Annotated in this window: 8 protein-coding genes and 4 pseudogenes; 10 read left to right on the forward strand and 2 right to left on the reverse strand. The window is 37.9% G+C overall.

Translation table 11 applies throughout. The annotated features are described in order from the left end of the window. The first annotated feature begins 387 nt into the window (after window positions 1-387). The 4 genes and pseudogenes from BTN50_RS10490 (at window position 388) to BTN50_RS06250 (ending at window position 5091) form a co-directional block, all read left to right on the forward strand. Window positions 388-1123: pseudogene (locus BTN50_RS10490) on the forward strand (IS5 family transposase). A gap of 682 nt (window positions 1124-1805) precedes the next feature. After that, window positions 1806-2672: a 1,4-dihydroxy-2-naphthoyl-CoA synthase gene (menB, locus tag BTN50_RS06240; protein ID WP_096619430.1), complete on the forward strand. Its 867-nt coding sequence runs from the start codon at window positions 1806-1808 to the stop codon at window positions 2670-2672. Between the two features lie 11 nt (window positions 2673-2683). After that, complete coding sequence (menC, locus tag BTN50_RS06245; RefSeq protein ID WP_096619431.1) at window positions 2684-3667, forward strand: o-succinylbenzoate synthase; 984 nt, start codon at window positions 2684-2686, stop codon at window positions 3665-3667. Next, window positions 3646-5091 carry an AMP-binding protein gene (locus BTN50_RS06250; RefSeq protein ID WP_096619432.1) on the forward strand — a complete coding sequence of 482 codons (1446 nt, stop codon included), beginning with the start codon at window positions 3646-3648 and terminating at the stop codon, window positions 5089-5091. The genes menC and BTN50_RS06250 overlap by 22 nt, the downstream gene beginning before the upstream one ends. A 63-nt stretch (window positions 5092-5154) precedes the next feature. On the opposite strand, the pseudogene BTN50_RS06255 reads toward BTN50_RS06250, so the two are convergent. Then, a pseudogene (locus BTN50_RS06255) lies at window positions 5155-5944 on the reverse strand (transposase). Window positions 5945-6181: 237 nt separating this feature from the next. Here BTN50_RS06255 and BTN50_RS06260 point away from each other — a divergent pair. The 4 genes and pseudogenes from BTN50_RS06260 (at window position 6182) to BTN50_RS12360 (ending at window position 9767) form a co-directional block, all read left to right on the forward strand. Further along, window positions 6182-6656, forward strand: a pseudogene (locus BTN50_RS06260) (adenine phosphoribosyltransferase). A gap of 97 nt (window positions 6657-6753) precedes the next feature. Then, on the forward strand, window positions 6754-8988 hold the full coding sequence (gene dnaX / locus BTN50_RS06265; RefSeq protein ID WP_096619433.1) for a DNA polymerase III subunit gamma/tau: 2235 nt from the start codon (window positions 6754-6756) through the stop codon (window positions 8986-8988). Window positions 8989-9014: 26 nt separating this feature from the next. Further along, window positions 9015-9344, forward strand: a complete 330-nt coding sequence (locus BTN50_RS06270; RefSeq protein WP_096619434.1) for a YbaB/EbfC family nucleoid-associated protein — start codon at window positions 9015-9017, stop codon at window positions 9342-9344. 285 nt (window positions 9345-9629) lie between these two features. After that, window positions 9630-9767 (forward strand): transposase, encoded by a 138-nt coding sequence (locus tag BTN50_RS12360; protein ID WP_096619545.1) that lies wholly within the window; start codon window positions 9630-9632, stop codon window positions 9765-9767. Window positions 9768-9853: 86 nt separating this feature from the next. Here BTN50_RS12360 and BTN50_RS06280 read toward each other — a convergent pair. Further along, a pseudogene (locus tag BTN50_RS06280) lies at window positions 9854-10770 on the reverse strand (IS5 family transposase). A gap of 42 nt (window positions 10771-10812) precedes the next feature. Between BTN50_RS06280 and BTN50_RS06285 the strand changes: the two are divergent. Together BTN50_RS06285 and srmB are read left to right on the forward strand one after the other, a co-directional pair. Next, window positions 10813-11004, forward strand: a complete 192-nt coding sequence (locus tag BTN50_RS06285; RefSeq protein WP_096619435.1) for a hypothetical protein — start codon at window positions 10813-10815, stop codon at window positions 11002-11004. 884 nt (window positions 11005-11888) lie between these two features. After that, complete coding sequence (srmB, locus tag BTN50_RS06290) at window positions 11889-13112, forward strand: ATP-dependent RNA helicase SrmB (RefSeq protein ID WP_096619436.1); 1224 nt, start codon at window positions 11889-11891, stop codon at window positions 13110-13112. The last annotated feature ends 205 nt before the right edge of the window (window positions 13113-13317 follow it).

Below are 13317 nucleotides of genomic sequence, written 5' to 3' on the forward strand. Positions count from 1 at the left end.
CTATTGTGGAATAAAACATGCAATATACTTTCCAATCATTTATCCGGATTCAAAATTATATCGTGGTGTACCTATGGTTTTAATGTATACGATATTCTTCCCGAGAATAAACACATTGTTGATAAATTTTATATTTAACGCATTGAGAAAAAGAACTTGTCCATTCATCATTCATTTGAAACTACTGAATAAGAAAATAGAAGATATTCAAAATTAATGTCAATGGATGACAATGTCATTAATATATGCATTAAATGTAACTATTACTTTTAAAGTATAATCAATGTATTGAATACATAACTACTTTGACGAGCTTGATTCCTTAAATCAGGGACTCAATTGTTAATTTATGTTCCAAGCAGTTAGGTCACGTAAATATTCAGGTCTATGAATAATTTTCGCTACAAAATAACTAACTGGAAACAATATAAACAAGTTTTAATCAATCGTGATTAACTAACGTTTTGGATTGATTAAAAAGCTATTCATGCATTAGCAAGCGCGCCAAAACGGTTAACGCCGCGCTCAAGACGGAGAATAAAGGAGTATCCAGTACTGAACTATTGATTCTATGGGGCTCAAAGTCTACGGTGAAGGAAAATGAAAAATAGAAAAAGCATCGTACTTATGGGAAACGGTGAGTTTGGCACAAGTTACATTTAGAGGTATATATAAATGCACATGAAATCATTGCTGCTGAGTTAAGTGCATCAAATGTGACTGACGGTGAAGTTCTACCTAACTTATGCAAACAAATGAGTTGAAAAAACAATGAAATATCAGCTGATGGTGCTGACGACACCAAGTAATGTTGTGAAACCGTCGTATTAAACGAGTGGTTCCATTCATACCACCTAAAAAATAATTTTTTGAAATCAAGGTTGTATGCGTAATTTAGCGGCTAGTTACCTGAAGTTATAAGGTTCCAGTCAGCATTAAAAACTAGGTATGGTGACCATCAACGTTCCCTATCAGAGATGGCCATGTTTCAAGTTAAAAAACTACTGGAAGAACATGAAACCTAAAGAATTATAATGCTTAACTCAGTGAGCTCTATGGCATAATAAAAGCGATAAATAAGCCAATTGGACTAAGTATGCCTAACACGAAAGCGATTATCTAACAGCGAATCATATTGAATTTTACTACCTTATGCATTAGAACCTAAAAAGCAACTTTATAGAGCGGCTCTAGGGCTGATGAATGAACAGTCCAAAAATAACTCTTACTTTAGAGGTAAACGTCGTTTTAGAGCGGATATTGAACCACTTTTCCGGTAACTTTTTTAAAAATTGTAGGGTCTTGGATGTTTCAAGCAAAGAATTAGTTTCAAGTACTCAAATCTGCATCGTTAAGCGGATTGAGTATGTGTGGTGTGATTGTCGAGAGTGGGCACACAAAATCGATTGACAGTGAGCGTTAAACACAACGAGAAAATAATAATTTTTAGCTGGTACTGTTTGAATTAGTAAATATTATCGACGTACTTTAAAATTGATACTAATAACCAATTTTTCATTATTAATACATAAAATGCAATGAAATTTCATCATTCTGCGTAGTGATAATTTTGTAGCTACATCATTATCATAATAATGATTACTTAAACTCCTTTGTGAGAAGATTATGTAGTATTGCACTATGTATGTGGGTGTCCTCAGTTTCCTGTGATTGGCGAGTAATTTAGATTACCTATCATGTAATCCCTGACGCTGAACACAATGCTTATGCTGACTGAGCAATTAAAATGATTTAGCTAACTCGTAAAAATCTAACCAACTATTTAATAATTTAATGGAATTATTATGGCGATTACAACAGGTTTAACCGAGCAAGAACTTTATGCGCCCGCTGAGTGGATGGATTATTCCGAAGGCTATGAGGATATTCTTTATCATAAGTCGATTGAAGGTATTGCATGCATTACCATTAATCGTCCTGAAGTACATAATGCGTTCCGTCCTAAAACCGTAAGTGAAATGATTAAGGCATTATCTGACGCCCGCTATGACGAAAAAGTGGGTGTCATTATTTTGACCGGTCAAGGTGCACATGCGTTTTGCTCTGGTGGTGATCAGAAGATCCGTGGTGATTATGGTGGCTATCGAGATGCGGAAGGTACTCACCATTTAAACGTGTTAGATTTTCAACGTCAAATTCGTACTTGTCCAAAACCGGTGATTGCATCAGTAGCGGGTTACGCAATAGGTGGTGGCCATGTTCTTCATATGATATGTGATCTAACCATTGCGGCAGATAATGCACAATTTGGCCAAACAGGTCCAAAAGTGGGTTCTTTTGACGGAGGCTGGGGCGCGTCTTACATGGCACGTATTGTTGGACAAAAAAAAGCACGAGAAATTTGGTTCCTATGTCGTTTCTATGATGCACAGGAAGCCTTGAGCATGGGTTTGGTGAACCATGTGGTCCCCTATGCGGATCTTACTGTTGAAACTGTACGTTGGTGTCGTGAAATGCTTCAACATAGCCCAATGGCATTACGTTGTTTGAAAGCGGCACTGAATGCAGACTGTGATGGTCAGGCGGGCCTTCAAGAATTATCTGGTAATGCAACTATGTTATTTTATATGACGGAAGAAGGTCAAGAAGGTCGCAATGCTTTCAATGAAAAACGGCGTCCAAATTTTGATAAATTTCCCCGCAATCCTTGACGGAAATTTTAGTGAAACAAGCGATGCTTTATCGTTATAAACTCCCAATGGATAGTGGTGTTATATTGCGTAATACCCGTTTGGTAAATCGTGACGGCTTCATTATAGAGCTGCGCGATAGTGATAAAATAGGACGAGGAGAAATCTCACCGCTTCCAGGATGTAGCCTAGAAGTGACTGATGAAGCGGGTGCTCAGGCTAAAACGATATTAGCGAGTTGGCTGTCAGGAGAATCAATTGCCTGGTCATCATTGTATCCCTCAGTTGCTTTTGGTGTGAGTATGGCCCTGGCGGAATTGACTAATGAGTTGCCGCTCACTGGAAATTATTTAGGGGCACTGCTTTGTAACAGTCATCCAGATGATTTGATGCAAGTGCTAGCCGAAATGTCAGGCCAAAAAGTCGCTAAAATTAAAGTGGGATTACATGAAGCTATTCGAGATGGCATGATTGTAAACATGTTTCTTAAAGCAATTCCTGATTTGACACTTCGCTTAGATGCAAACCGACAGTGGACCGTAGCTAAAGCTGCGCAGTTTGCAAAGCATGTGAATATGGAGTGTCGTTCTCGCATTGCGTTTATTGAAGAACCATGCCAGACTATAAGGGATAGTTTAGTATTTTCTCAGGGGTCAGGCATTGCACTAGCGTGGGATGAAACCCTGCGTGATAATGGTTTTTTTTTAAAGCCATACGGTGTATTAAAAGCTATAATTATTAAACCTACCTTAATTGGTTCACTTTCCGAAGTTAAGTCTTTAGTGACTAAAGCTCATGAAATGGGACTTGATGTAGTTATTAGTTCTAGTTTAGAAACAAGTATTGGTTTGAATCAGTTAGCAAGATTAGCGCAATGGCTAACACCTGCTACCATTCCGGGTCTAGATACCATTAATCTTTTTAGCACTCAACTTGAAATACCTTGGCCAAACTGTACTTTACCTATTATGTCGCTTTCAGATTGCAATATAGTATGGCAACAGTCGAACCTGTAAACTTCGATTTATGGCCGTGGCAATATTGGAGACAAAGGTCACCAAATGCCACAGCTATTGTGCTTGAGCAGCAAAATATCACGTGGCGTGAGTTATGTGACCATGTGTCTATAGCACAGCAACAGTTGGTGAATCACTTTGTTCATCTTCAAATATGCGCACTTCAAGTCGGATTGGTAGAATCTTCTGCTCATCCTCCTCTGTCAATTCAGCGTATCGCTATTAATAGTGATGGAAGATACGAAAATTTTATAATTATGTTGGCTTCTTGGCAACAAGGTTGGCAAACCTTAATGTTAAACTCTGCATTGTCTCAGTCAGAACGTGCGATCCTGTTTAAGCAGGTTGGTATTGATGCTTTTTTTTCTCTTGACGTTTTTCCTCTTCACTTTGCAATAGAGAATAAACGTAATCAGGAATTTGCTTTGTATAAGCCTGTATTTGATAAAAATACCTTTTTGACGTTAACATTAACCTCTGGTTCAAGTGACTTACCTAAAGCGGTTGTGCATTCTGCACGCCACCATTTAGCGAGTGCAACTGGATTATTACATATTTTGCCATATGTGTCAGATGATTGTTGGCTGCTATCTTTGCCGCTATTCCATGTATCTGGTCTTGCGATTGTTTGGCGCTGGCTTTCTATAGGTGCTAGGTTGAAAATTGCTGAAATTAAAGGCGATAGGCTTATCTCGGCAATTGAGGGCGTAACGCATGCCTCTTTCGTGCCACCGCAGTTACAGCGAGTTTTGAACTCAAAACTCTCTACATCTTTACATTCAGTGCTACTGGGGGGAGTGAGTATTTCACAAGCATTGGTTGACGAGGCTGAATACAAGGGTATTCAGTGTTGGTGTGGATATGGCATGACCGAGATGGCATCAACCATTACTGCAAAACGAGCTGATGGACGTTTTACTGTAGGAAATGTGTTGCCGAATCGTGCATTGTATTTGACTGAGAGTGGAGAAGTCTTGGTTAAAGGTGAAACATTGTCTCCAGGATATATGGTAGGAGGAGTATTGCAGGCATTGAATGCTGACTGGTTGGCAACAAAAGACAAAGGACAGTGGTGCAAAACTTCTTGTGAACTACAGCTCATAGGTCGATTGGATAATATGTTTATATGCGGTGGAGAGAATGTGCAACCAGAAGCTGTAGAACGCATGCTTTCTGTATATCCTAAGCTCACACAAGTTATTATTTTACCTGTAGAGGATGGACGATGGGGTAGTGTTCCTATCGCCATTGTTAAAGGAAATATCGATTTTGACGTCTTTCTCCATTGGGCGCAAACACAAGTGCCTGCATATCAATGTCCAGTTTTAGCATTGCAACTGCCAGAGGATATAGGTCAATCAGGTATCAAGCTTTCGCGAAAAGCATTGGCAGATTGGCTTGCGAAACAGGTACTTTCATTTTAAGTATTTCGTTGGCTTTATTTTTTAATTTGAGTTAAAAATAATAAATTTCAGTATCATTTACTATTAGACAATCGCTTTTATTTTAGGTTTCCTTGGTTCTATCAGCTTATTTAACGCCTCTATCATTTCGTAGCGTTTTCTAATCTGATCATTACGATTCCTTAAGTTCAATGTTTCTTCGAGAGGCTGTTAACTTGAAATATTATCGCTTTGACAGAGAACGTGTATAGTTACTATTCTACGTTTTTTAATGTTGATTGGAACCGTATCACCGCTGGTAACTGGCCGTTAAATTATGCGGATGACTTCGTTTTCCAAAAATTATTTCTACTTTTGGTGGGATAGGTAGAGCCATTCGTTTAATACGAACGATGTCGTTACATTGTCTGACGCCGTAAGCACTATTGTTTGATATTCCATTGATTCCTTGGTGTGTCTGTTTGAGCAAGTTAGGTAACACTTCACCTTTAGTTACATTTGATGCATTGAATTCAGCAGTAATAACTTCATGCGTATGTATATCTATCGTGAAATGGAACTTATGCCAGACTAGCCGTTTTCCATCAATGCGATACTTTTTTATTTTCTCTTCGTCTTCATCGCAGATTTTGAGCTCCATAGAATCAATGAGTTCTTGCAGACCGTTCAACGGAATTAAAAATACGTATTTAACCATGAGGGCTGCCGTAATGGCTAAGTCACTAAATAAACGAGGTTTTTCACAATTACCTTGCTTAGTTTGATCCCATAGCTAAATAGCTGCTTCATCAATTCAGAATGTTAATTAGCCACGATTGATTAAAGTTTGACTATACTGTTTCCAGTTAGTTCTTTTGTAGCAAAGATTATTTATAGGCCTGAATATTTAAGTAAGTCTAACAATTGAGAGTGTGGTTTTTAAAATGTAGTTTTCTTATTTAGGCAATAAAGTCAGTTAGCATAAATGTTCCCTAGTAGAGACGGTAATATTACGAGTCAAAAATTACTTGGAGGACATTGAGCCTAAGACATTAGCATACCAAAATTGTCAAAATCTATGAATGATACACAAGTTAAATAAGCGGACAGTGCTAAGTATGCCTAAAGTAGAATTATTTTTCATGATATCACTAGTTTAGTGAAAAATGCTAAAGGTTATAAATTGACCATTACTCTATTAATAAAATAGTATAGAAATTAAAATTTTACTAAATTGTAGGCACTGAATCTAGAGGTTTTTTGTTTGGTGCGCCATTAGCACTTAAGCTTGGTGTTGGTTTTGTTCCTGTACGTAAATCGGGAAAGTTACCACGTGAGGTGATCAGTGACCGTTATGTGCTAGAATACGATGAAATGCATTAAAAATTCACGTTGACTCTATTCAAAATGGCGATAAAGTGTTGGTGGTTGATGATTTGCTTGCAATTGGCTGTACGATTGAAGCAATAACAATATTAATCCGTTATTTAGGTGGTGATGTTGCACATATCGCTTTGATTATTAATCTTCCAGACATCGGAGGTGCAGAACGTTTGAAAATACTTGGTTTAGACGTTTATTGTATGTGTGAATTCACAAGTCTTTAATGGCATCATTGGCACCCATGGGACTTGATCGACAAAGTCGCGTTCTTTTTGTCTCTGTGCTAGTATAAGAATACTATATAAGAAGATTTTATAACGTATGAGTTATCAAGTATTAGCCCGAAAATGGCGTCCTCATCAATTTCGTGATGTGGTAGGTCAAGCGCATGTTTTAATGGCTCTGACCAACGCCCTTGATCATAATCGTCTTCATCATGCCTATTTGTTTAGTGGAACGAGGGGAGTAGGTAAAACAACTATAGCACGAATTTTCACAAAAGCATTAAACTGCGAACATGGCATTACATCAGTGCCTTGTGGTGTTTGCTCTACTTGCCAAGAAATTGATCAAGGTTGTTTTGTCGATCTGTTAGAGGTTGATGCGGCTTCGCGGACGAAAGTGGAAGACACTCGCGATCTTCTGGATAACGTGGAATACAAACCTGCCCGTGGACGCTACAAAGTTTATCTGATTGATGAAGTGCATATGCTGTCTCGTCATAGTTTTAATGCATTGTTGAAAACACTCGAAGAGCCGCCTGAGTACGTAAAGTTTTTATTGGCAACCACAAACCCTCAAAAGCTTCCCATAACTATTTTATCTCGTTGTCTTCAATTTCACTTAAAGCACCTTGATACCCTTCAAATTAAGCACCAATTAGAACATGTTCTTTCGGAAGAATGTATTTCGGCTGAACTTCGAGCATTATCGCTGATATCACGAGCTGCAGAAGGTAGTATGCGTGATGCCTTATCTTTGACGGATCAAGCTATTGCGCTTGGTAACGGTGCAGTGTTTGAATCACAAGTAACTTCAATGCTCGGTACATTAAGTACAGACCAAGCGCTTTTGTTGTTAGAAGTTCTAGCGTGTGGTGAAACAAGTTTGGTGATGCAACGCGTGACTCAGATCGCTGATATTGGTGTTGAATGGGATGGGCTATTAAAAGAAATAGCATCACAATTGCATTGTGTGGCTATGGCTCAAGCTTTGCCTGAATCAATGGACATATCTTCTCCAGATGCAGAGCGCATTTTGTTGCTTTCAAAAACGATGCCACCACAAGATGTGCAGTTGCTTTATCAAATTGTTCTTCAAGGCCGGCAGGATTTACCGTTTGCACCAGATGGTCGTGCAGGCCTAGAAATGGTGTTATTACGTATGCTTGCATTTAGGCCCGTTGTGTTAACACATTTTGAACCAGAGGTTATAGTGATCCCTAGCAAAGAACCACATAATGAAGTTACTATTGCAACGATGTCGTCTACTGCTGTTTCATCTACGTCTTTGGTAGTGCAAGAAAACATTGCATCGTTGAAGATTCCAGTGGCGTCTGGACGAATGCAAACTGCACCAGTAAGACAAAAAATTGTATCATCATCGACAAGTAATCAAGCAAACATAATATCTCAATTTGCGCTGACAAGTCATGCGCCTAAATCTGATCAATTCACAGAGCCGTACCCACTGCTTTTATCACATATGGCGGCGATGGAACGAGATGTCCAGTGGAAATATGGTCATGAAGAGGAGGAAAACTTAAAAGTAGATTTACAATTGAATATAAATTCTCGCCAGAATATTTCTGGATACTCTTCATCAGCCTTAGGAGAGAGGTTAGCTTCTCGTAATTTGCTTGCTGCAAGAAATATGCTTCGAAGCAGAAAGCGAGAGCTGGAGGGAAAAGCATCAAAAAAGAATAGCCGAATAATTGCTGAATGTCATGCATCATCAGTGATTGGCAGGATTGTGGCGAAGCACAAACCTGTAGATCTAGAGACATTAGAACGCGTGGATTTAGTCACGACGGATGTTAATGCAAAAGATGAGGCATATCGTTGGAAGCCAACGAAGGTAGATATGTCGGTCATATTGCCTACCATGACATCAGAAAAATTTAAAAAAGTCCTTTCTCATGAACGAACCTCCAAAATGCGCGAAAAATTGGAAAAAGAATCAATTAAACAAAATGAATGGTGCCGAATTGTAAACTTACTGGATGTTCCACGTATTGTAAAACAAATGGCGTTAAATACAGCAATGGAAAAGAATGGAGATGAAATCATCTTAACTCTCCGTCCTGAGCAGGCGTGTTTGAATAAAAAGCAAGCTAAAAAACAACTAGCTGATGAGCTTAACAGATTAATTGGCTCTTCTATACTACTGTCTGTTAAGCTAGGAGAGCATGGTGTGACGCCATTAGAATGGCGAGACAAGCTTTATGCAGAAAAATTCAATCAAGCTGAAAAAAGTTTGAATAATGACTCAAATATTCATTTTATTTGCCAGCATTTTTCAGCTGAACTGGATGAAGCGAGTATTAGACCAATATAATCACCAAAGTAAAAAGAGAGAAAAATATGTTTGGTAAAGGCGGAATGGGTAACCTGATGAAGCAAGCGCAGCAAATACAAGAGCGTATGCAGAAAATGCAGGATGAGATAGCAAGTATGGAAGTGACTGGTGAAGCCGGTGCCGGTCTTGTAAAAATCACTGTCACGGGCAGCCATAATGTTCGCCGGGTTGAAATCGATGTAAGTTTGATGAAAGACGATCAAGACATGTTGGAAGATCTGATTGCAGCGGCTTTTAATGATGCGACACGACGTATTGAAGAAACTCAAACAAAAAAAATGGCATCTGTAACTGGTGGCATGCATATGCCACCAGACTTTAAAATGCCATTTTAAAGTAACTAACTATGCAAATAAGTTAATTTTTTGCACAGCATATGGAGTTTCTACGGTGTTTACTTAATGTTGGCTCTAAAGTAGCGCAGTACATGCCGTTTCTGAAATCAGGGAACTACATTATTAATTTACGCTCTAAACAGTTAAGTTGTCTTTAATATTCAAGTTTATAGACAAACTTAGCTACACAACAACTAACGGGAAGCAGTATAATAAAGATTTAATTAATTGTGGTTCACTTAAACATTTTGTCTTAATGAATAAGCTATTTAGCTATGGGATTAAATTCAGGAGGGTAATCAAGGGAAGTCTCATTTATTTTGTGACTTAGCCATTACAACGTTTCGCATGGTCAAAAACGTATTTTTAATGCTATTGAGAAAGCTGCAAGGATTGATTAATTCTATTTTCAAACTTACTTAACTATTCATGCATTAATAAGCGAGTCAAAACGAGTAACGCCATTTTCTAGATGCTGTCTTTCCTAATTCGAATTTAGATAGTAAATTTTAACATGATTTACTATTAAACACTTGCTTTTTTATTAGCTTATGTAACATTTTTGTCATTGCGTAAGCTCTGCTAATCTGAGCATTATGATCTCTTGAGTTAAATGTTCTTCTGAGTAATTTTTTGATTTGAAATATTGCCGTCTTTGATAGGTAGCGTTTATGGTAACAATGCCTTGTTTTTTAATGCTGATTTGTACTGTATAGCTTCTGGCAACTGACCGCTAAATTACGATAATGATCTTGTTTTTAAAAGTTGCTCCCTTTTTTGATGGTATGAGTGGAACCGTTCATTTAATACGAACGGTTCCGTAAGATTGTCGGGTGCCGTAAGCACGATCGGCTGATATTTCATGAATCCTGTGGCGGGTATGTTTGAGCAAGCTAAGTAGCACCTCACCGTCAGTTACATTTGATTCACTTAATTCAGCTTCAATTATTTCATGTATATTGATATTTACCGGTTAATGTAACTTGCTGCAGACTCGCAGTTTCCCATCAATGCCATGCTTTTTCACTTTTTATTCAAATTAACCGTAAATTTTGAGCCTTGTAGAGTCAATGACTAAATGCTGGACGGTTCCTTTATTCTGTGTCTTCAACGTGATTTTAATCGTTTTGGTTAGCTTGTTAATGCATGAATAGTAAGGGCATGACAATGATAGTTGAGTAAATTTGAAATTAAAATTGATGAATTCTTGCAGACCTCTCAATGGTATTGAAAATAAGCGTTTAACCATGAGGTCTGTCGTAGTGGATCAGTCGCTAAATAAATGAGGTTTTCTACGATTACCTGGCTTAGTTTGATTCCATAGCTGAATGGCTTCTTCAGCAATCCAGAATGCTAGTGAATCACGATTGATTAAATCTTGATTATATTGCTTCCAGTTAGTTGCTTTGTAGTGAAGCTTATGCATAGATCTCAATATGGAAGTCAGCCTAGCTGTTTAGAGGGTTGATTGAAAATTAAGTTCCCTGATTTAGAAAACAAAGTTGGTTACCATAAATATTCCCTAGGAGAGGCAGCAAGGATTAGAGTCAAAAAACTACTGGGAAGGACATTGAGCCCAAAGAATCACACAGCTCAGATTAGCGAAATCTACACCATGATAAAAGTGTTAAATAAACTGATAAAACTAGGTCATGCCTAACACAAAAGCGATTGTTTAATAGCGAAGCATGTGGGGATTCGCTATCTGAACTCGAATTAAGAAATAAAGCCCCTCCCAGACAAAATTCAAAAAATTATTCATCGCTTAGTTATATATTTTACAGGGCTAAAAATGTATGATGAAGAAATATGAAAAATAAAAAATATGGTACTGACGTTGAAATGCTACTTAACTTGCTCAAATAGACTAGTCGTAAAATCGATGAAATATCAGCCTATGGTGCTTACAATACCGTTCGTATGAAACAAGCGGTTTCGCTTATCCCACCAAGAACAGGATCAACTGTTTAGGAAAGAGATCATCCGCATAATTTAGAGGCTAATTACTATAAGTGATCCGGTTCAAATCAGCATTGTAAAACGAGGTATCATTACTATAAACATTCCTTAGCAAAGACGGTAATGTTTTGAAGTTAAAAACTCCTGGGAGGGATATTCAGTTTCAAGGATCAGTAAAACTGGTGTCATGATGCAAGCGTTAAATAAGCTGATAAGATTAGGTATGCATAAAATAAAAGTAATTGTTTAATCGTCAATCACGTTGAAATTTGTCATCCTAACTTGAATTAGGAGGTTAAGCTATTGGCAAGGCACGTTTAATTTATATAAAAGTAAATAAACTGGTAGAATGAGTTAGCAAATATGATTTGCATTATTTACTGGCAGACGATAACAATAAAAGTAACAAGCTTTCGGCTTGTTACTTTTATTGTTATTTTTTGACAAAATATCCCATTTTTCAAGATAATGAGAAATATTTCAATAACTTTATTGTGCTTATTAAAGACTTTACTTCAAGATGTGATGATTGTACTGAACATTATCTCTATAATTCGGTTCTAACTTTGAGTGGAGAAATAACGCATGCAAACATTTACTGAATTAGCGCTTGATCTTCCATTGCTTTTGGCGTTGGATGAAATGGGTTTTGAGAGACCAACAGCAATTCAAGCTGACGTGATTCCTCATGGCATAGCCGGCCGTGACATTATGGCATCTGCGCCAACAGGAACGGGTAAAACTGCTGCATTTTTACTTCCAGTACTACAACATTTACTAGATTTTCCTCGTCAAAAAGCAGGTTCCGCTCGTGTATTAATCTTAACTCCAACACGTGAACTTACTATGCAGGTTGCCGCTCAAGCATGTAGGCTATCCAAACATACAGATATAAAGGTTTTCACCATTACTGGCGGTATTTCTTATCAAGAGCATGCTGAAATCCTTGGTAAGACCCAAGATATTATTGTGGCAACCCCTGGGCGTTTGATGGAATACATTAACGCAGGACAGTTTGAGTGCCGCGCAATCGAAAGCCTAATTTTGGATGAGGCTGACCGCATGTTAGACATGGGCTTCGGTGCTATCGTTGACTGTCTGTCTGAAGAGTGCCGTTGGCGTAAACAAAGCATGCTTTTTTCAGCGACACTGGAAGGTAAAGGTATTAATAATTTTAAAGCCACAATCCTTACTAACCCAGTTAAGCTTACGATAGAATCCCCGCGCCGAGAACGCAAAAAAATTACACAGTGGTATCACCGATGTGATGATCTTAGTCACAAGCATGCGATACTAAAAGTTCTTCTTAAATATCAAGCAAAGCGTGCGATTATTTTTATTAAAACACGTGATCGCCTTGCTGCACTGCGTACTGTACTAGAACGGCAACAAATTAAATGTGGTTGGTTACAAGGTGCAATGCCTCAAGTAAAACGTAGTGCTGCTATCAAACGCTTCTGCGGCGGAGAAATTAATATTTTACTAGCGACTGATGTTGCTGCTCGTGGTATCGACGTACCTGACATTAGCCACGTGATTAACTACGATCTGCCTCGTACCGCTGATGTATATTTGCACCGAATCGGACGTACTGCGCGCGCAGGTAACAGAGGCAATGCTGTATCTTTAGTAGAAGCACATGATCAATCAATAATGAATCGTATCTGTCGCTACTTGGGTGAAGACGTGAAAGAGCGCTATATTGAAGGTCTGAAACCTACACATAAAAAGCCATTATTCAAAAAGAAAAAGAAAAAACTGCTATGTAAGATTAGTAAAAAATTAAAAAAGAACAAAAAAAGCAGTTAAGAACTTAAATGCAACGGCTGAAAGTTGACTGTAGGTCATATGTAATAGTAAAAAGGAGGCTGTTAATAGCTTGGTTTTTTAATTTGAGTTCACATTGCTAACCTTAACATGATTCATTATTAGAAAATTACTTTTATGGTAGGCATATCTAGCTCAGTTAGCTTATTTAGTTTTTTCATCATGGCTTAGGTTTCGCTAGCCTTAA

Source organism: Candidatus Enterovibrio altilux, assembly GCF_002381345.1.
GTDB lineage: Bacteria > Pseudomonadota > Gammaproteobacteria > Enterobacterales > Vibrionaceae > Enterovibrio > Enterovibrio altilux.